Annotated in this window: 19 protein-coding genes; 3 read left to right on the top strand and 16 right to left on the bottom strand. The window is 39.7% G+C overall.

The window, feature by feature from the left end:
• Window position 1: 1 nt before the first annotated feature.
• The 6 genes from OC25_RS01395 to OC25_RS01420 form a co-directional block, all read right to left on the bottom strand.
• Window positions 2-979 carry a transporter gene (locus OC25_RS01395; RefSeq protein WP_039470971.1) on the bottom strand — a complete coding sequence of 326 codons (978 nt, stop codon included), beginning with the start codon at window positions 977-979 and terminating at the stop codon, window positions 2-4.
• Window positions 942-1,979, bottom strand: coding sequence for a cytochrome-c peroxidase (locus OC25_RS01400; protein WP_039470972.1), 1,038 nt, complete (start codon window positions 1,977-1,979; stop codon window positions 942-944). The genes OC25_RS01395 and OC25_RS01400 overlap by 38 nt, the downstream gene beginning before the upstream one ends.
• On the bottom strand, window positions 1,980-2,750 hold the full coding sequence (locus OC25_RS01405; protein WP_039470975.1) for an MbnP family protein: 771 nt from the start codon (window positions 2,748-2,750) through the stop codon (window positions 1,980-1,982).
• Between the two features lie 157 nt (window positions 2,751-2,907).
• Entirely contained in the window at window positions 2,908-3,222 is a 315-nt protein-coding gene (locus OC25_RS26645; protein WP_052265871.1) for a hypothetical protein, read from the bottom strand.
• 162 nt (window positions 3,223-3,384) lie between these two features.
• The gene (locus OC25_RS01415; RefSeq protein WP_039470977.1) at window positions 3,385-3,594 is read right to left on the bottom strand and encodes a hypothetical protein; all 210 of its coding nucleotides are present in this window, start codon (window positions 3,592-3,594) and stop codon (window positions 3,385-3,387) included.
• A gap of 270 nt (window positions 3,595-3,864) precedes the next feature.
• Window positions 3,865-5,601, bottom strand: coding sequence for a phospho-sugar mutase (locus OC25_RS01420; RefSeq protein ID WP_039471593.1), 1,737 nt, complete (start codon window positions 5,599-5,601; stop codon window positions 3,865-3,867).
• A 263-nt stretch (window positions 5,602-5,864) separates the two neighbouring features.
• Between OC25_RS01420 and OC25_RS01425 the strand changes: the two genes are divergently transcribed.
• A complete protein-coding gene (locus OC25_RS01425) occupies window positions 5,865-7,178 on the top strand; it encodes an aspartate kinase (protein WP_039470980.1) in 1,314 nt (437 codons plus the stop codon).
• 318 nt (window positions 7,179-7,496) lie between these two features.
• Window positions 7,497-8,663, top strand: a complete 1,167-nt coding sequence (gene lysA / locus OC25_RS01430; protein WP_039470983.1) for a diaminopimelate decarboxylase — start codon at window positions 7,497-7,499, stop codon at window positions 8,661-8,663.
• Between the two features lie 94 nt (window positions 8,664-8,757).
• Here lysA and OC25_RS01435 read toward each other — a convergent pair whose 3' ends face one another.
• From OC25_RS01435 to OC25_RS01480, 10 genes are all read right to left on the bottom strand, one after another.
• Entirely contained in the window at window positions 8,758-10,116 is a 1,359-nt protein-coding gene (locus OC25_RS01435) for a DUF3526 domain-containing protein (protein ID WP_052265872.1), read from the bottom strand.
• Between the two features lie 13 nt (window positions 10,117-10,129).
• On the bottom strand, window positions 10,130-11,587 hold the full coding sequence (locus OC25_RS01440; RefSeq protein ID WP_039470986.1) for an ABC transporter permease: 1,458 nt from the start codon (window positions 11,585-11,587) through the stop codon (window positions 10,130-10,132).
• Window positions 11,587-14,007 (bottom strand): TonB-dependent siderophore receptor, encoded by a 2,421-nt coding sequence (locus OC25_RS01445; protein WP_209435551.1) that lies wholly within the window; start codon window positions 14,005-14,007, stop codon window positions 11,587-11,589. Before OC25_RS01445 ends, OC25_RS01440 begins: the two co-directional genes overlap by 1 nt.
• A gap of 81 nt (window positions 14,008-14,088) precedes the next feature.
• Window positions 14,089-14,784 (bottom strand): ABC transporter ATP-binding protein, encoded by a 696-nt coding sequence (locus tag OC25_RS01450; RefSeq protein ID WP_039471597.1) that lies wholly within the window; start codon window positions 14,782-14,784, stop codon window positions 14,089-14,091.
• Window positions 14,785-14,869: 85 nt separating this feature from the next.
• Window positions 14,870-15,226: a hypothetical protein gene (locus OC25_RS27770; RefSeq protein ID WP_156131361.1), complete on the bottom strand. Its 357-nt coding sequence runs from the start codon at window positions 15,224-15,226 to the stop codon at window positions 14,870-14,872.
• 93 nt (window positions 15,227-15,319) lie between these two features.
• Window positions 15,320-15,532 carry a hypothetical protein gene (locus OC25_RS01460; RefSeq protein ID WP_039470992.1) on the bottom strand — a complete coding sequence of 71 codons (213 nt, stop codon included), beginning with the start codon at window positions 15,530-15,532 and terminating at the stop codon, window positions 15,320-15,322.
• Window positions 15,533-15,572: 40 nt separating this feature from the next.
• Window positions 15,573-16,382: a hypothetical protein gene (locus OC25_RS01465; protein WP_156131362.1), complete on the bottom strand. Its 810-nt coding sequence runs from the start codon at window positions 16,380-16,382 to the stop codon at window positions 15,573-15,575.
• 14 nt (window positions 16,383-16,396) lie between these two features.
• A complete protein-coding gene (locus OC25_RS01470) occupies window positions 16,397-16,777 on the bottom strand; it encodes an SRPBCC domain-containing protein (protein WP_039470997.1) in 381 nt (126 codons plus the stop codon).
• Window positions 16,764-19,436: a DUF3857 domain-containing protein gene (locus OC25_RS01475; RefSeq protein WP_039471000.1), complete on the bottom strand. Its 2,673-nt coding sequence runs from the start codon at window positions 19,434-19,436 to the stop codon at window positions 16,764-16,766. The genes OC25_RS01470 and OC25_RS01475 overlap by 14 nt, the downstream gene beginning before the upstream one ends.
• A 15-nt stretch (window positions 19,437-19,451) precedes the next feature.
• Complete coding sequence (locus OC25_RS01480; protein ID WP_039471002.1) at window positions 19,452-20,642, bottom strand: acyl-CoA dehydrogenase family protein; 1,191 nt, start codon at window positions 20,640-20,642, stop codon at window positions 19,452-19,454.
• 112 nt (window positions 20,643-20,754) lie between these two features.
• On the opposite strand from OC25_RS01480, the gene folB reads away from it, so the two are divergent.
• Entirely contained in the window at window positions 20,755-21,123 is a 369-nt protein-coding gene (gene folB, locus OC25_RS01485; RefSeq protein WP_039471005.1) for a dihydroneopterin aldolase, read from the top strand.
• Window position 21,124: the final 1 nt, after the last annotated feature.

Consider the following 21,124-nt stretch of genomic DNA (forward strand, 5'->3'; position numbering starts at 1 on the left):
TTTAAAAATTATAAGTAATGCCAACATAAGCCTTGCCGGCGCTCATCGGGTGATCGGTTTCAGCTTCCCAGATATTTTTCTGTACACCTATATTTAAGGCAATGTTTTTGTAGAAAATATCGGCACCTACACCACCCATTAAATTATTCATTACATGTTCGCCGGTTTTTTGCCCTTTGTATTTTTCGCCCGCCGAATATTCGTAAAAGAACTGTGCCGAAGGCATGAATTGCCAATCTTTGCCGATACTTTGTTTGTAAAAAATATTCAGGAAACTGGTTGTACTATTGGCAATTCCCTCATCTCGGCTGTTGGTGCCATTCACTTTATATGAGGTGTTTAAACTTGCACCAAATTTACCTAATCCAACCAGGTAGTTCAGGTAAATAAAACCATCGGTACTACCGGTTCCGGCTTGCATAAGCGAAGAATAACGGATACCAGCCGTGTTTTTGAAATCGTTTTTTCCGGTAGGTAATTTAATTCCAGCACCTGCAATAAGCTGCTGTTTAAAATCAGCATCCAGTTTTTGCATTAGATGATAACCTGCATAGACATTGATATCGCCCACACCACCAATGGTTGAGGTGTAGCCGTTATAACGTTCGCTGTTAGAAACATAAGGCAAAATGGCATTCACTTCTAATCGGTTGCCGATAAAATATTTGCCTCTTATTTCAAGTGAACGATATAATTCATAATCACCAGGGTTACCCGCATGCCCGGTAATTGGCGCGTCCTGACTTCTGGCTGGAATAAAGAATTTTCCGCCGTTCGGAAACAAGGAATGTGATTGCCCTTCGTAACCGTTAAATGAGCGGTAGCGGTACAAGAGGCTGATGCTGTTTCGGTTATAGTAGGGGGTAATGCCCATAAAACAACCGCAAATATCGCAGGCAAAAGCCTTACTGCTGAGCAGTATGAAAGCCAAAATGAATAATTTACGATTCGCTAAATAATGTATTTTTGATAAACTCATGATCGGTTAATGTTTTTAAAAATGCTTTAATCTGCTCTTTCTGAGCACTATTTAAAGGAATGCCGCTTTTTAAGGAAGCATCCAGATTTTCAGCTGCTTTTACCCCCGAATCGTAGTGGTTTAACACTTCATCCAGACTGTAAAAACGACCATCGTGCATGTACGGACTAGTATATTCGATATTGCGTAAAGTGGGCACGCGGAATTTGCCAAAATCAGCTTGTAGGCTAGTAATGTGCGACCGGCCTTCATCGGCACTCAATAAATCTAAACCGTTGCTGCGATAAGAAAAATCGGTAAAAAAAGGCTCGGCATGGCAAGAACTGCACTTTTCTTTAAAAAGCGTATAACCAGCCTGCTCAGAAGCTGTAAAAACAGCCCCATTTTCTTTGCGCATTACCTGGTCATATTTCGAATTGGCCGAAACCAGTATAGCAGTAAACTGCGTAATCGATTTTAAAATCAGTTGCGAATTGATTTCGGTTGAACCAAAAGCCTGTTTAAACATATCGGGGTATGGCGCTGTAGCTTTTAAAAAAGCAACGATGGTTTGAATATCGGTACCCATTTCGCAGGCATCGGTAATGGCATTTAAGGGCGAAGTTTCGATGTTTTTTACGCCACCATCCCAAAAGAAGGCTTTTTGCCAGGCCAAATTAACCAAAGGAGGGGTATTGCGTTTACCCTGGCAGTTGTTTACACCATGACTCACCTTATGATCTAGTTGGGTAAAAGCAGCAAATTGCTGATGGCAACTTCCACACGAAACGCTTTTGTCGGCCGATAAGCGGGCATCGTAAAACAGCTTTTTACCCAGCGCAAAACCAGCATTACTTAGTTTATTATCTTCGAAATTATATGCTGGTGCAGGAAAATTTGATGGAACTGTAAAGGCAATTTTTGTTTCTTGCTGGCTTACCTCATCCTCATTTTTACTGCAGGCATACATCAACGCAATGCTTAAGGCAAGCATTGCGAAGACTGCTATTTTCCTCAGCATTTAATTGTGGATATGGTCTAAACGAAACAACCCGTTAGCATAATTATTGGCCACAATTACCGAATTTGGTCCACCCATGGTAAAATTCAGCGTAGCGAAACTTACATCGGTTTTACCGGTAAATAGCGCAGCGGCATTTACGATAAAGTGCATATTGGGTTTGCCGTCAGTCCTGATGCGCAAAGGGTTAGCTGCATTAATTTCTGTCGCAAAGGTTCTGATGGTATTGTTGGGGTCAACCACACCTCCAATGTGGAAAGTTAGTGCATTGTTAGCCGCTGTAGATTGTGGCGAAGTACCTTCGAGTTTTACAAAAATATAACCACTGTTCCAGGTCCAGAACATGCCATTTGCCGGATCTAAAGCACCTGTTTGGGCACCGGCAAAGTTACGGGCGTAATCTACACCAATAGTATATTCGATTTTGGTATAATCGCCGGTTGGTACATCTTTTAAAGTAATATTGGTCGATTCGGCTTTTGAAGCATCGATTAAAAAGTAGCTTTCCCGAATCAGGTAGCTGCTGCCATCGGCTTTGCTTAATTTGATGTTGCTAACATAGTATTTAAATACGTTGATTTTGAAATCTTCGCCTTTAGCGTTTTTATATGTGGTTGTATTTAAGGTTAAAGGGCTTCCGTTTACCTGGTTATCGAACTCGATTGTGAAAGTAGATTTGGTTTCGGCAGTGATTTCGTTGTTGTCTTTTTTGCAGGAAGTTAAAAGCAGGGCAGGACACAATAATGCCAATAAGTATGTTGTGATTTTCATTTTAAGAAAATGGAATAAGTAAAAAAAATGGGAATTATGAACGTAATCGTCATGCTGATCCGATAACTATCGGACTTATTCTGCGTCTCAAAAAATTAAATTAATTGAGAGACACTGAAATAAATTCAGGGTGACGTACGTACTTGAATTAAATTACTTAAACCGTTTTCGGCGGATGAAAAATGGAGATAGAAAGATCTTTAGCTGGTTTTTCCAGATAACCACTTTCTGCTTTAATAACAAAGAAAGGAATAGTATGGTTAAGTACTACAATTTTAAACTGAGGTTCAGCTTCAACAACACGTTTCAGGTTTTCCTGCGCCTGTTTATTCTTACCATCTAAATCTTTAAGCTTTTTAGCAAGGAAACATTGCCCATCGCAATGTAGCTCAGGATGAGCCTTGTTGATACAAAATACACTGGTAATGTATTCTTTGTTCATCTGATAACCCGAGTACACAATTAGCTGCATGTAACAATTGGAAATTGTACAGATCACTAAAAGATATATCAGAATTCTTTTGAACATGCGTATTGAGCTGCAAATGTACAAACGAAATTGAAAGCCACAAAGAAAAAATATGAAACTATAGCAAGGGCTAAGATTTAATGTTTGTTTTAAACTACATAACCATTATCTATTCCAGGCTTTCTGACGAAGTTCTTCTGAATTAATATCGTAATCACTCCATATTCCTTTAGAAAGCGTGAACTCAGCTGTCCGGACTGATTTTTCAGGGTCAGTTATCCTTAACTCAGCATCAATATCCCACGACTTTAAAAAGTTTAATAACGCATCAATTTTGCGTTGTTCTACATTATCTTTTAAAATTATCGCTGTCATGATGATCCTTTTTGTAATTGTAAATATAAGCAATCTATTTTTATTGGTGTGTTGACTTCTTGTAATTCTATAGTTTACGTATCAGTTAAGGTGCAATTATTTTCTGCCACGGATTCACTGAGACCACCGAAAATCCTCCAGTCATTTTCTAAGTGGTTTTCTGTGTTAATCCGTGCTTGCGTGGCTGAAATAAAATTATTGGATTAGGCATAAAAAAACACAGATGAATCACCTTCATCTGTGTTTATCTCTATTTATTAAAGGATAAAATTATGCCTGTAAATCAGTCATTACTGCCTTAATTTTGTCACCTAATTCAGTATTTACTTTTTCGAAATCTTTTCTATCTGCTAAAGGTGCATTAACACTGCAATAGAACTTAATTTTGGGTTCGGTACCACTCGGACGGGCAGAAACAATGCTTCCATCGGCAGTAATAAATTGTAAAACATCAGAAGTCGGATAATCCAGTTTGGTTACCTTTCCGGTGGCCAAATCCGTTTCCTGACTTAATTCGTAATCTTTCAATACTGAAACCGGTGAACCACCCAAGCTTGCCGGAGGATTCTCTCTGAACTTCACCATCATGGCTTTAATTTCTTCAGCACCGGTTTTACCTTTTTTGGTTAACGATACCAGGTCTTCTTTATACAAGCCGTATTCTACATACATATCCAGTAAAGCATTGTATAAGCTGGCACCTTTATCTTTGTAATAAGCGGTCATTTCGGCAATAAATGCAGCAGAAACCACCGCATCTTTATCACGTACCAGATCTCCAATCAGGTAACCGTAGCTTTCTTCGCCACCACCAATAAAGTATTTTTTGCCTTCCAGTTCGGTCATTAACTGGCCGATGTATTTAAAGCCGGTTAAAGTATTGTAGTAGGTTACGTTTTTCTTTTTTGCAATTTCTTCAATCAGGTTAGAAGTAACAATTGTTTTTACAATAAACTGATTGCCGTCCAGTTTTCCGCTTTCCTGCCAGGCCGATAATAAATAGTTGATTAACAGGCATCCGGTTTGGTTACCGTTTAACAACACCCACTCACCGTTATTGTCCTTTACTGCAATACCCACACGGTCAGCATCAGGATCTGTTGCCAGAACTAAATCAGCATCAATCTCTTTTGCCTTGTTCATGGCTAAAGTAAGCGCTTCTTTTTCTTCAGGGTTTGGATAAACTACCGTAGGGAAATTACCGTCCGGTTTGCTTTGTTCTTCAACAATGGTAACATTGGTGAAACCGAATTGCTCAAGTGCTTTAGGCACCAGGGTAATACCTGTACCGTGAATAGGAGAGAACACAATTTTTAAATCGTGCTGTCTTTTAATCGCCTCTGGCGAAATAGATAAAGCAGTAATGCCATCGAGGTAAAGTTTATCTACATCTTCCCCAATTAACTGGATATTGGCATCTACACGGTCAAATTTAACCTCGTCGATATTTTTGATTTTGTTTACTTCATCAATAACCAGTTTATCATCAGGAGAGGTAAACTGACCTCCATCTGCACCATAAGCTTTATAACCATTATATTCTTTAGGATTGTGTGATGCCGTTAGCATTACACCGCTTTTGCAACCAAAATGGCGCACTGCGAAAGATAACTCGGGCGTTGGTCTTAATGCCGAAAAGAAATAAACGTGGATGCCGTTTGCCGAGAAAACATCGGCTGTAATTTTGGCAAAATAATCAGAATTATTGCGGCTATCGTGCGCAATGGCAACTTTAATCTTCTCGTTAGGATATTTATTGTTTAGGTAATTGGCTAATCCTTGTGTGGCGGTACCAATCGTATATTTATTAATGCGGTTTGAGCCTGCACCCATAATACCGCGTAAACCACCTGTACCAAACTCTAAACTTTTATAAAAGGCATCGGTTAATTCTGTTGTGGCATTGTTATCAACAAGCGCCTGAATTTCGGCCTTGGTATTCTCATCATAATTTCCGCTTAACCATTGATTAATTGTGGCTTGCGTTGCTTGATCAATTGCTTGCATTGAGCTGTTTTTTAAATTTAATATCTGGTGTTGAACAAATTTTAATGCATGAAGTTTGGTTAAAAACCAATTAATTTTCATCCATCCAAATTTTATTTTGTTGAGGGTGTTGCTTTTAAGCTGCTTTTGCTTATTTTCACGCCCCGATACAATAATAAAGAAATTCCGGTATTAAAGTGGGCCGACTGTAACTTTTTTAAAATAGTTTTAAAACTTGTAAAGTTATCGCCCTTTTTTCGCTGGAAAAAACAACAAAGAACTAGATGAAAATATTAAAATTTGGGGGTACTTCTGTAGGTAGTCCCGAGCGCATGACGAAATTATTGGATATCATTAATCCAAATGAAGAGCAGATTGTGGTTTTATCAGCAGTGTCTGGTACCACAAACAGTTTAGTAGAAATTGCAAATCATTTTTTAGCTGGCGATAAGAAGAAGGGTAGCGAGTGCGTCGAAAACCTTTACCAAAAATATAAAACCTTTGTAATAGAACTTTTGCCTGCTGCCGAATTTCAGGAGCAGGGAAATGAGGTGATTGATTATCACTTTGGCTTTTTAGCTGGCCTGGCTAACGACCTCTTTACTTCGATTGAAGAAAAGGTTGTTCTGGCACAAGGTGAATTGTTATCTACTACTTTATATCACATCTATTTAAAATCTATCGGTGTACCATCGGTATTATTGCCTGCTTTAGATTTTATGAAAACGGATGAGGATAATGAACCTGATATTCCTTTTACTACCAAACACTTAATGCCACTTTTAGAGCAGCATAAAGATAATAAGCTGTTTATTACACAAGGTTACATTTGCCGCAACAGTTTTGGCGAGGTAGATAACCTGCGTCGTGGCGGAAGTGATTATACAGCATCATTATTAGGTGCAGCAATTCTGGCTGAAGAAGTTCAAATCTGGACGGATATTGATGGTATGCACAACAACGATCCGCGTATTGTTAAAGGTACCAAACCAATTGCGCAGTTATCGTTTGATGAGGCTGCTGAGTTAGCTTACTTCGGCGCTAAAATTTTACACCCGCAGTCGGTTTTCCCGGCTCAGAAATATAAAATTCCGGTTCGTTTGTTAAATACCATGGAGCCAGCAGCTGCAGGTACTTTAATTACGCACGATAGCGAAAAAGGCAAAATCAAGTCAATTGCAGCCAAAGATGGTATTACGGCAATCCGTATCCAATCCAGTCGCATGTTATTGGCCTATGGTTTCCTGCGCAGGGTTTTCGAAGTATTTGAAAGATATAAAACGCCAATTGATATGATTACCACTTCGGAGGTTGCCGTATCGTTAACCATTGATGAAACGGCTCATTTACCACAAATTATCGAAGAACTGGAAAGTTTCGGAACGGTAGAAGTAGATAGGGACCATAGCATCGTTTGTGTTGTAGGCGACTTCGGCTCTGAAAAGCATGGCTTTGCCAGCAGGGTTTTAGAAGGTTTAAAACACATTCCAATCCGCATGATTTCTTACGGTGGTAGCAATTACAACGTTTCGCTTTTAATTTTAAGCGAATATAAAACCGAAGCTTTAAGAAGCTTGCACAACCGTTTATTCGAATAACAGAAAAAACGCGCCGGTTATTACCAGCAGTCCGATGAGGCAGTGAACCGCTAAGAAAGCTGCTGGTAATAATCCGTTTTTATACTTTTTGTAGGAGTTAAATAAACCCAGCGAAAGGATAAGGACAATAAAAAGGGCTGCTGCTATTTTCATTTTCTGATAAATAAAAGGAAAAGTACAATCAGCAGTAATACGATAAAAAACCGGATTTTGCCGTTGTATTGTTTATGGGTAATTCTTCCGTGCTTTAAATCGAGGTAGTTACCAATATATACCAGCCCAAAGAATAGAATTAAAATTATAATAAGGAATTTGAACATGTTCGCCGATAAAGATATATCAAAGTTTAACAATATAGAAACACCTTTTTACTATTATGATACTGAGTTGTTGCAGAAAACTTTGCGCACCTGCGCAGATGCTGCTGCTCCATACGGGTTTCATATCCATTACGCGCTAAAGGCCAACTTCAATGCTGTTTTGTTAGAACAGATTAAGGGAATTGGTTTCGGTGCCGACTGTGTAAGTGCAGGCGAGGTGAGAAGGGCAGTAGAAGTAGGCTTTGAGGCCGGTAAAATTGTATTTGCCGGTGTGGGTAAATCAGATAAAGAGATAAATGAAGCACTTGATCTGGATATTTTCTGCTTTAACGTAGAATCGATACAGGAATTAGAAGTGTTGAATGAATTGGCGGCCAAAAAAGGCAAGACGGCTCAGGTTGCTATCCGCATTAACCCTAATGTAGATGCGCATACACACCATAACATTACCACAGGTTTAGATGAAAATAAATTCGGGATCAACTCATGGGATTTACCTGAGTGTGCCGAAACTTTAAAAGCTTCTGCAAATCTGAAATTTATTGGTATTCACTTTCATATCGGTTCGCAGATTACTAACCTGGATGTTTACAAAAATCTTTGCGTGCGCGTTAACGAATTTGCAACCTGGTTTGAAGATAAGGGCTTTAATTTAAAGGTTTTAAATGTTGGCGGTGGTCTAGGTATTGATTATCATAATCCTGATAACCAGATTCCTGATTTTGAAGCTTATTTTAAAATTTTTAACGAATTTTTGGAAGTAAAAGCCGGTCAGGAAGTACATTTTGAATTGGGCAGGGCATTGGTTGGGCAATCAGCTTCGTTAATCACCCGTGCTTTGTACATCAAAAAAGGTAAGAAAAAGAACTTTGTGGTATTAGATGCAGGTATGACTGAGTTAATGCGTCCGGCATTGTATCAGGCGTATCATAAGATTGAAAATTTGTCTCAAATCTCAAATCTCAAATCTCAAATCTCAATTAGGTATGATATAGTAGGCCCAATTTGCGAAAGTACCGATTGTTTTGGTAAGGAAGTTGAACAACCAGAATCATTCAGAGGCGATATTTTTGCTATTCGCAGCGCAGGTGCGTATGGAGAGGTTATGGCTTCGAAGTACAATTTGCGCGATGCCATTAGATCAGTTTACAGCACTGAGATATAAAAAATAAGTTTATCATACTGAGCTTGTCGAAGTGCTTTTAGCATTTGTTTATGCTAGTCCTTCGACAGGCTCAGGATGACAATTCAGGGTTAGATTAAATCCGCTTTCTAAGTAAAAAATAGCCAACCCAGGCTAAAATCACTGTTAGGGTGGTTATGGATAGCAAGTTAATCCAGATAACAGGCACATCTTTAGGAACATACTTTTCCAGTTTATAATTTTCAATATCTGTATTTTTAAGCTCGTCATCAGTAAAAATGGCCGGGTAAAAATGCAACCGGATTGTTTCATGATATTTCCTAACGGCCTGCTGAAAATTAAGATGACTATCCAGATCGGTACCTGCAAGCTCATTAACGCCCAATTGTAATTGGATGCTAGGGATAAAGAGCGCAACTGTTTCTGTAAAGTTTTGTCGCGAAGCCAGCTTTTTTTCAATTAATACACGACTTCCCAAAGCAGCATCGTCGCCCATTTGCTGCATGCCATAATACCAGTACCAGCTAAAAGTTTTCTCTTCCGGAAAAGGATATTTTTTCAGTTGCGGATAATGCTTAAAAAAGGGCGCCATGGTTACCGACTTAGCCATATCCCACTTTTCATGGTAGCCTTCGCGCTGGTTAATTACATTTTGCAAGGCCTCAGGTATCGGATATTTTTTGGTTAACAGAAGATTTAAACTTGCCGGTACGACAATGCACAGCAACACCCAAATGGCGATCAGTGCCGATGCATTAAAATTTGATGATTTATGGAGTGAAATAACGACGAAAGCAACCGCAAACCAGAATGCCAGGTAAAGCAGTATCAAAACCATTAAAGCTGCAAAGGTACCGTCAAAGGGAAGCTTCAGGTAAATAGCAGCTACAAACATGAGTAAGAATGCTAGTGCAAAAATCACCATAAGCCTCACTAAAATCTTGCGCCAGATAATTGTGAAAGTTTTATCGGTTTGCGCTTTTAGCAAGGGCCAGATACCACTTTCTTTTTGTTCGGACAGCAGGTTATAACTGAAGGCTATAATGACCAGCGGAAACAGAAAAATAAAAACAAAACTGAGATCCATTTTACCCAGCAGCAGGCTTAGCGGATTACTTAAATCGGTATCATACAGCTGACCTTCCAGACCGAGCATAGTTACCGATATGAGGTAAGGATTAACATCTCGCTGTCCGTTGGCAAAAGCTGCCCATGCGTCTGGTGTATTGGCCAAAGAAAACTTGTTGTGATAGAAAAACAAGCCAATATCATTACCAAAATGTGCTATGTTTTGCCTGGTTTGTTGCTTTTGTAAACTTGCAGCTTTTGTAATTACCTGTTCCTGTTTTTCGATAAATGTTTTGCCGAAATACAAGCCTGCAAAACCCATTAAAATTAACAGGATGATGCCCATCCAGGTAGCACTGTTTCTGAAAAACAGCTTGAACTCTAGTATATAAATGCTTTTATTCATTTGTAGGAGGTGTTTAATTTTGGTTTGGGATTGTTTTAACCCAGCGGGCTGTGCATTGGATCATGATGATTACTAATGTTAACCAGCATAATAGCGAAGCAAGCGCCAGTAGTTCACTTTTAAGTACGGTACCTAAGTGGCTAAACCGGTAATTGAAATCGGGCTGTTGTGCCCAGTTAGACCGGCTTATGGCCAGTGGTTTAGCGGTTTCGCCCGGTGCGATGTTGCTGATTTTATCGATCTGCAACTTGTTCATTTTTTGTGCCAACCCGTAACGATAGGTTTCTGCCTGATTTTGAAAATCGACAAAGGTTTTAAAATCCGAAGCGGTAAGCGCCATGGATACGTTTTTGAGCGATAAATAAGGATTTAGAAAGCCAGAGAGCACAGTGAGGCGGTTCTGCTTTTCGAAAGTCGCGTTCAGCTGTCGCTGGTGGTTACTGTATATTTTCGAACTGATCTTTTCACCTTCTGCCATAATATAGCCTCCGTAATTGAAAGGCAGTTTTTTTACATCATTTACTTTGTAGGCTTTAAGTAACGAATCTTTAATGGAGGCGTAGTGCACATCGTCGGGGTTGTGACTATCGCCTTGCCTGCTGATATCGGCTGCAATGGCATCAGCAAATTCTATTTTAGAAGGCGAGGGGTGGATTTTATCGCCAATGGCTTGTGTAATCCGCGGCATAATTACCATAAAGAAAATCCAGCAGGCCAATAAAGTGGTTAATGCAGCTTTCGAACTTTGGTGGTAAGCTGATACCAAAACCGTAATGGCCGAAACGATGAAAAAATATACCGAGTAACATAAAATCAGCATCAGCAGCCGCAAGCTCGAATCGGGATTAATTTCCCAATTGCTTAAAGAAGCCCACAATAAAATGGTGAGCAATATGAGCGGTAAAAAAATAGAAAGGCAAACACTGATAATACCCAGTGTTTTGCCCCAAAGCAGCTGTTTCCAGCTCACATTCTGGCAAAGTAAAATCTTCAAAGTGCCCGATTCGCGCTCGGCAGAAATACTGTTATAGCCTAAAAAGAAAATGAGCAGCGGAACCAATAGCTGCAGTACCATGGCTACGCTGATTTCGCCGAAACGTAACATGCCGTTTGCAAAACTGGCTTCGCTAAAATTAACGGTATTTTGTTTATGGGCTTCTAAAAAGATACTTACCCCTGCAAAGCTTTCAATACCGAAATCAAAAAAGCTGAGCTCATGTTTTTCGCGGAAGGCCAGGTATCCATAATGTGCCATCCGGTGCGGATGTTTATCGGGTTTGGCAAGCCATTGTGCCCTAACCAGTGCTTTATAATGCAGTCTTTGGTTTTGCTGCGATTTGTAATTTTGCCAACCTACATAAGTGGCCAGACAAAGTGATACGCCCAATAAAATCAGGAGCGCCAGGGTGGCTTTGTTGCTAAATGCAGTTTTAAAGGTTTGTTTGGCAATAGTGGTAATAATATTCGACATTATATGCGGTAGGTTACATTAAACATGATATTTCTGGGGGTGCCCGGGAAAAGGCGCAAATAGTTTTGGGCGCCAACCCAATAGGTTTTATTCAAGATATTATTCAGATTTGCAGCCAACTGGACTCTGCTGCCTACTGGCGAATAATAAAGAGCTGCATCCAACAGGGTATAGGCCGGCAATTCAAAATCTCTGATGTACAGCGGAAGTTTAGTGCCACTGTACTGTACGCCTGCGCCAAAACCAAGACCTTTTAATTTTATGGTTTCGAGATTGTAACGCGTCCATAAGCTGGCACTGTGTTTTGGGGTATTTTGTACCCTTTGACCAATTAATGCCGGATTAAAATCATCTTGAATAATGGCATCGATATAGCTGTAGCCTGCATTAAATTGCCAGTTGGCACTAATAAAACCAGAAGCTTCAAATTCGAAACCCCTGCTTCGCTGCGCACCACGTTCAATTAAACGGTTTACATCTAAGGGATCGTTGGCATTCATCAACAGGTTTTTCTGATTGATTTCAAAAAACGCCACATTTATCATTAAACGCTTGTTAAGCCATTCTGATTTGGCACCAATTTCTTTAAGATCGCTTTCTAAAGGTTTGAAATTACTGCCTGCAGGTGGCGGTACTATCACCAGGCTCGAAGTGTTGCCTTGTGGCTGGTAGCCCTGTAGATAGGTGCCGTAAATATTAATGTTCGGATTAACCGCATAGGTAATTCCAGCTCTTGGTAAAAGTTTGTGTTGGGCTATTTTCTTTTCAGTAGCCAGTTTGTAATTGCTGTAATCTTCGTACCACTCTTGTCTTAAGCCTAGCGTAAGTGTTACTTTGCCATAGGTAAGCTGATCTTGCAGATACACGCCATTAACCAGATAGTAAGATGGGGGTATCTCTGTTTTAGTGAAAGTATAATCGCTTAAGTTCTTGAGGGTATAAGCCGGATTGGCCAGGTTAAAATGCTCTACGTTAGGTACTGGTGCATTAATCCCATTTACGGTTTTAAAAAGGTACAGGTCTTTTTTCGCCGGATCGTAGCGCGTTGCAATGGTGCCATCTTTTAACCGGTAACCCTGAGCCGAATTTTCTCCACCACCTCTCAGCTTTTGGGTGTTTATTCGGTCGTAGCCAATTACCAGTTTATGACCGATATGGAATGTATTGGCATTAATACTAAAATAAGTACTCAAATTATCAGTGCCCCATTTTTGCTGCCGCTGTACTGCGCGCATAGCGGCTAAAGTTGGGATAGCCTGATTATTTTCATCTACCCCAAAGGCATTGGTTGTTCTGTGCTCCAGCAGATCTTCATTCCAATTCTGCTTCATGTAGGCGGCATTGAAAACAATATTTTCGGTCAGTTTATGCGAAAAACTCGTCATCAACATCAAATCTTGCGTGTTAAAGCGATCGTTGCTGGCGCCCATGTTAAAAGTAATTGGCGTACTGTTTAAGTCTGTTTGGCCAGCAATAGCACCAAAAATAGCCTGGCCACGATCTAAGCGCGAGTTGCTGTTGTTCATCACCACCTCAACATTTAAACTGGTACGATCTGATGGCCGGTAGGAGAATGAAGGTGCAATCATATATCCTTTCCGGTATTGCAAATCTCTAAAGCTTTTACTGTCTTCGTAACCAATATTTAAGCGGTAAAGCAAAGTTTTAGCTGCGTTTAATGGCCCGGTAAAATCGAACGCGCCGCGGATGGTACTAAAACTTCCGGCTGAAATGCTCACTTCTTTGCGGTCTTCGGTCAGCGGTTTTTTGGTTACCAGGTTAATACTGCCACCGGGATCTACACTTGAAAATGTAGCACTGGCCGGACCTTTTATCACTTCAATCCGTTCGAGGTTATTGGTTAAGGGCTGATTAAAATAATACTGGCGTGTACGCATGCCATTAATAATTGCCCCTTCCTCGTTTTGGTTAATACCCCTGATGGCGAATTGGTTGTAATAACTGCTTTGCGATACACCGGTTACATTTTTAACCGCATCAGCCAGCACAGCAGCCTGCCTGTCGGCCATTAATTCTTTCGAAACGGATGAAATGGCTTGTGGTATATCTTTATTGACTGTGGCAGTTTTAGTGGCCGAAAAGGAATAATCTCCATAATACTTTCGGGCATTGGTTCCTACAATTTCAACAGTCTGGAGTTCTTCATTGGAGGGGGCCAAAATAACAGGATCCAGAACTAAATCACTGCTAATAAGGTAAGTTTTAGTAAAACCGGCGTAACCTACAGCGCTCGCATTAAAGGTATAACTACCTGCTTTAGGTAAAATTATAGCAAAGTTACCGAGCGAATCGGTACTGGTATGTAGAAGGTCTTTGCCGCTTTTTAATTTAATATTGGCCTTATAAATGGCCTGGTTGCTGGCATCGCTTACTTTTCCGCTTACTTTAATCTGTGCCATAACCTGTAGGCTGGTCAGTAATATGCAAACGAAAATAAAGCTGATCCGAAAAATATGATATATCAATTTCATGATTCTTAGTTAAATGGTTTGGAGGTACAATTTTTGAAGATCGGCAGCGCTGATATCGCTGGCCTGTAGGGTATGGATTAATTCACCCTGTTTCATAATGCCGATGTGCGAGCCCACACTTACGGCGTTAAAAATGTCGTGTGTAGCCATTAGGATGGATTTGCCTTCTGCGGCCAGCTGTTTTACCAGTTGCGTAAAATCTTCAGTTGCTTTAGGATCGAGGCCACTGGTAGGTTCATCCATGAAAATGATCTTTGCATTTTTTGCCAGGGCGATGGCAATCCCCACTTTCTGACGCATGCCCTTACTAAAGCCAGATAACTGTTTCTGGTGTGCGCTGGTTGCTAAGCCGCATTGGCTCAGGAAATGAGTTAGCAATTCTTTTTCATAACTGAAACCTGCGAGTTTCGAAAAATAATCGAGATTTTCTAAAGCAGACAGATGACCATAAAGCATCACCACTTCGGGTATATAGGCCAGTTGTTTGCGGCGATCGTTGTCGTAGGGCGAAACTTCTATATTATCGATCAGGATTTTCCCTTCAGTTGGCGTAATAAAACCTAAAAACAGGTTAATTGTGGTGGTTTTTCCGGCGCCGTTCTGGCCAAGTAAGCAGTACACTTCGCCTGGATTAACGGTTAAATTCAATTGGTTAAGGGCACGAAAAGATTGATAATTCTTGGATAAAGAAATAGCTTGAAGCATAAAAATAGGGGTATAGGTGCAGGCCATGTGGCAGCACATTAAAAGAAATGAATAATTAAGTAAGGGATTGCCTTTCTACGGGGTTTTAGGCCATCGAAGCTGGTGGACCTTTATTGCTACAGGATAATATAAAGCCGGCAGGATGCTTCAATATATAGTTGTCGGTCGTAACTATGGGTTTAACCAAAGGCAACGCCAATACAATAGGAGCGGGGAGATTAAAGAAATGCGATTGATGTTTGAGCACTTCGCAAAGATTACATTTTACCTTTGCAGTACTCAATTGTTTAGACTGACTGGTGTACTGGCTTTTGGTAATGCTTTTTTCAACTCCGTGGTGGTGCAGGGCTTCAATCAGAATGGCGTTCAAAAATATAACCAAAAGCAATAATGCCCTTAAACGGGAAAATAAATGATTATGGTATGGGGTATATGGCGACATGAACGCAACAAAGTTACATTTAAAAAGAGTATAAATGCAGCTTTGTTGCGAAAATATTTTAATAAAAGCCGGTATTTGCCACTTTTAATGAGTTTATTTCTTTTTTGAAGCAATAAATACGAAAACACCCGCTACTAAAATAATACCACCTGCATAAGGCGGCCAGTTAACCGATTTTTCTTTATCGGCCGATACCTGAATAGGGCCGGCATCGATTATTTTTTCTTTTTTGGTATAGGTAAAGCCTGTCCATATCAGCATGGCAGCGCCTAACACAATTAAAATAAATCCTACAGTTTTGTTCATGATATTTTTTATTTCAGAACAGCTGCAGATCAATTATGTTTTACCTGAATGAATAACCGAGACTTATTTTTTGTGCGTAATTTGCATTATCGGCCATTTCATAAGAAAGAGAAAAGCGATGTATGTAAAGGAAATAATTAAAAACCCAGCCCATTGAATTTTTTCCGCGGAGTTCATCATAAGCTTTAACCCCCGATCTGAAACTGTCGGCAAAATTAGGTGTACCGCCAATAAAAAGCCTGAAGGCATGTCTGATATCGTGGTTTTGTCTTGCCCGCCACATTACTTCTGTAGACAATCCTGTTGTCCAGAGCACTTTTCGGTTTGTAACCGCAACATAATCGGGAAGGGGAGCGTTGTAAACCTCTTGCCTGAAGCGGGCATAATCCCCACCTTCGAAACTAATCGCATTTTCGAAGTTAAGATATCTGAAATCGGTATTTTGATTGGCAGAAGTATGCTGAAGTCCGGTAGAAAATCTGAGGCCTAATCCAGCTGCTGATTTTTTAAAACCCTGTAGATAATTCTTTAAATCATCTGTACTGTTATTTTCTCTATAAGAAGCATTTCCTGCATATCCGTAGATTCCGTAAGAAATGTTCCATTCTTTGAAGGTATTTGATCTGCTGATATTGGCCATCCCAAATTCAAAACTGGGACCTGAAATTCGAGAGGCGGCTCCGGCATAACTTGCTGAAACAGTGGTTAAAGTTTTAACCGAATCGGCACCCATTGCTTTTGGGATATAGCCCATGTTATTACCCATAATCGCTGGGGTAAAAAGAGATGTACAGGAACTTAGGGCAGCAAGGAAAATTAAAGAAGTTAGAGCGGTAATTTTAGACTTCATGTTTTTATCAGGGTTTATTCGTCAAAGAAATCAATCAATCCACCCAAAAAATATTCTTGTATTCCTTCGGTAAAGTCGGTGTAGTCTTCATCAGGGATGTTGGTTTGCTTAAACTCTAATGAGGTTCCCTTTTTATCTTCGTGCAGTTTAATGGTTACAATTGAAGCTTCATTTTCTTCGCCAAAATACCATTGCTGCACAATTTGTTTTCCATATACAAATTCGATGTTTTTGCCGGTAATATCACCATCCCAGAAAGAAAATTCGGTGCCCGGTACTTCTTCAAACTCTACTTCAGCGCCAGTCCATAATTTTATACTGGTTTCTTTGGTAAGGGCTAAATAAACTTCTTCTGGTGGGGCAGGGATGTAGGTGTATTTTTTAAAGTCTTTCATTTTCTACTGTATCTAGTGTTTCTTGCTGTTCAATCATTTCTTGCTTTTTTAAATTCTCGAGCCTAAAATTTTCATTTAAATCCTGAATTACTGCCGTTCTCCATGCGGATGCCGGATAAGCAAACACAAAGGTACTTTTTACCCGACTAGATTTTATAAAATAGGCGACCCAAATGCCAGAAATAATTATTTTTCTGATCAACGTGGTAACATCCGAATTGGTAAAGAGTTGATTACCTATGTGGTTGCCCATTGAAAACAGAAAAATGAAATCTAATATCGCTACGGTAATACCGGCAATTTTAAATCCGATGTAATATTTTGGAAATTCTTTCCGGCGTTCAAAAAATAAAATTATAAGCAGCAAGCTAAATGTAATCAGGCACATGTTTAATGCCGTTTCAATAAGCAGGCAAAGCTGGTATACAAAGGTAGTAAAGCGACTATAACGTTCAAGATTATCCCAGGTACTTTGACTAAACGTATCCATGTTAATCATCGTAAATAAGGAGAAAAATGGTAAGCCAACTAAACCAATACCCGCTAAAATAAGCCACCCGTTAATTTTCGGCGCTTCCTTTATTTCCTCAAGATCAAATGATTTTTTACGTGTATAAAGAAATACACACGCAACCATTGTAATCATAAAAACCAGTACACATAAAGTTACCATCCAGTAATTTAAATCTGAATCATCTCCAGCTTCATCTGCGCCCGTCCAAAATAAACTGTAACTCAGTTTATCCATGATGTTGGCTCGATCCTTAATGTATTGCTTAATATCTGTAGCGGATAGCTCATCAGTTAAGTTCTGATAGACATAGGTAATTGTTAGGGTATCTGATTCTGATTTTACAGAATAATTGAATTTATAACCAGGCCTGTCAATATTAAATGCTTTGTCTTTGAGGTCCCAGGTATCAGCGGAAACAATTTTTAACTTTTGGTTGATATTGAAGGGGTAAGCCAGTTCCATGGGTACATTACGCCACTGTTTTAGCTTTCGTAAGTCGTTACTAACCAGGTCTCCGTAAAAATAAACATCAAATCTATGTGGAATGGAGTCGTCTTTTACCCACATGTTTTCAATTTCATAACTTTCAGTTAAGTATATGATATTTTTAACTTCATCATCTTTAACTGTAAGGCTTTTTACTGTTTTTACGCCCGGATATAATTTGCCGTAATAACTTAAATAATCTTTTTCCAGTTTATCAGTTCCATCGCTGTTTAAAGTTGTTCTGATTTGATCGGCACAATTGTGTGTATAAATCGTTTTGATTTCCAGGGTTGCTTTTTTGCCTTGGGCAGTGTCTGGCAAATTGATCAGCGATGTTGCATCAATCTTGCCTTTAGGATTACTTTTAACCCATTCAAGTTTATCGTTGCCGGGTTTTAAAACCAAAACATTGGCCGAGTAAGGAAAATAGTTGTCGGTTATTGGCCCACGCTGATCAGACATCGTCGCATCGATCCAGATTTTCTTTTGGTTAAACTCTACCATTACCACAACATGGTCAAAAGCACCCGTGGAGGGAAGTCTTTCTATTGTTTTATCGCGGAGGTATGTGTTGATTAAAACCGGATAAGCTGGTATCCCCATGTTTTTGAGTAAGTAAACCAGTAAAAGTGATTTATCTTTACAATCGCCATAACGTTGCTTTAAAACTTTTTCCGGAGAGTTTGGACGATGGGAATATTGGCCCATTTCTATCCCCATATATCTGATTTGGTCTTGTACAAATCGGGTAGCGAGCTGTAAATATTGCTCGGGATCGTTTTTGGCTCTGGCTTTTAATTCTTTAATCTTAGCGTTAAGTATGGCAGAATTTTTCAGGTCGTAAGTGTTTAAACGAATAGACCAGTCTACAATATCTTTCCAGCTTTGGTATTCGCTAATTTGAACACGGCCATAAGGGTTATACCACTCAGGTTCGTAATCGTATGTAGTGAAGGTTTTAGAAACCTGACTTTGCCATTGGTATACTTTTAGGTCTCCTTTTTCAAGCATTTTCAATGGAGGAACATAATTGAAGTTCTTGAGCTGGATATTGCGTTTTTTATTAAAAAGTACGCTTACATAAACATTGGAGATCTGACTTCCACCCTCAAAATAAATCAGATTGCTGTAGCGCGAATCAAAAACCGGATTTTTGCCTTTTACCGTGTAAGAAAACTCAATTCTGTCACCTTTGCGTACATCATCTAAAATGAGAAAAGCATTAAATGTACCGCTGTAAATAAACTTGCTGAGTTCCTTCTCATTCTGGATGATTTTAAAATTATGGGCATTAAGTTTATCAATAGGCTTATTGTCTCTCCAGATGATAATCTTATGAAAAAGAAGTTGTTGATAGGAGGGATCGTAGGTAACCGATATTTCTGAGCCATTTTGAACACCTGTGTCTGAAATAATTTCACGGATATCGTGTTCATACTCCTCCGAGGTTTCTATATTGGTTTGTTGCTCATAAAGAAATAAGTACCAGCCATCCTGAACGTCTTTTGCAGCTGGTCGTTTATCAACAGTTTTAACTTTTTGCAGCCATTGCGGTTCCGTTCTGGAAACGAAAAAGTTATTTTGCTGAGCAAATGCTGTACTGATCCAAAAAGTTAAAACAAATAAAATAAGTTTTTTGAGGGCGTTTTTGTTGAGCATATTTTTTTAATCGTTTTACTTAAAAGCATTTATGCCGGTAACATCCATACCGGTAATCAGCAGGTGAATATCGTGGGTACCTTCATAGGTAACCACCGATTCGAGGTTCATCATGTGTCGCATGATCGAATATTCGCCGGTAATACCCATTCCGCCCAGCATTTGGCGTGCATTGCGGGCAATATCGAGGGCAATTTCTACACTGTTTCTTTTAGCCATCGAGATTTGTTCGGCTGTAGCACGGTTTTCGCTTTTTAATGTACCTAAACGCCAAACCAGAAGCTGTCCTTTGGTAATTTCGGTTACCATTTCGGCCAGCTTTTTTTGTTGTAGCTGGAAACCGCCAATCGGTTTGCCAAACTGTACGCGTTCTTTCGAATAGCGTAAAGCGGTATCGTAACAATCCATAGCAGCACCTAATGCACCCCAGGCAATGCCATAGCGGGCTTGGTTTAAACAGCCTAATGGACCTTTTAATCCGCTTATTTCCGGAAAAACATTTTCTTTGGGGATTTGGATATTATCAAAAACCAGTTCACCCGTAGCAGATGCCCTTAAGCTCCATTTATTATGCGTTTCGGGAGTTGAAAAGCCTTCCATGCCACGTTCTACTACCATTCCTCTGATTTTACCCGCTTCATCTTTGGCCCATACCACTGCAATATCAGCAAAAGGTGCATTACTGATCCACATTTTGGCTCCGTTTAAAATGTAATGGCTGCCAGCATCCTTAATATTGGTTACCATACCACCAGGGTTCGATCCATGATCGGGCTCAGTTAAACCAAAGCAGCCCATTATTTCGCCACTGGCCAGTTTAGGTAAATATTTTTTACGCTGTTCTTCGGTACCATAGGCATAAATCGGGTACATCACCAGCGAGCCTTGTACCGATGCCGTTGAGCGGATGCCCGAATCGCCACGCTCAATTTCCTGCATTAAAATCCCATAAGCAGTGTAATCTAAACCTGCACCACCATATTCAACTGGTATAGTCGGGCCAAAAGCACCAATTTCGGCCAGCCCTTTTATCAAATGTTTGGGGAACTCGGCTCTTTGTGCATAATCTTCAATAATGGGACTTACCTCTTTTTTTACCCATTCGCGTGCAGTTGCACGAATCAGTTTATGTTCATCGGTTAACAATTCATCCAATAAATAATAGTCTGGTGCTTCGTATAAGTCTTTTTTTGCTGATTTGCTCATGGTTGTATACTAATCTGGTTAAGCAATAGGGTTCATTTCAAAGGTAACAATTTACGGCAATGGGCATTATATTCGTGAATAAAAATTTAATTTTGCAACATACAAAACATAGATGGGCCATATCAAACAAACCGTAGCTTTAAAAGATGTAAAATGCTTTGCCTTGCACGGATACTATCCGGAAGAGCAATTGACTGGAAATCATTTTATTATAGATTTAACAACCAAATTTACACCTTTGGGCTTTGATGATGAACTGACACAGACCGTTAATTACGAAGATCTGAACAGCATCATCAGAACGGAGATGAAAAATACCCAAAAGCTATTGGAAACTGTTTTGAATAACATCATCGCTAAGGTGATTGAAATCTATCCTTTTGTAGAGAAGATCGATGTGAGCATGAAAAAACTCAATCCGCCAATGCCCGGCCAAATAGGCCATTCTTTTGTTCAACTTAGTTACTCAGCCACCAATTAAA

This window comes from Pedobacter kyungheensis, from assembly GCF_000812965.1.
Taxonomy (GTDB): domain Bacteria; phylum Bacteroidota; class Bacteroidia; order Sphingobacteriales; family Sphingobacteriaceae; genus Pedobacter; species Pedobacter kyungheensis.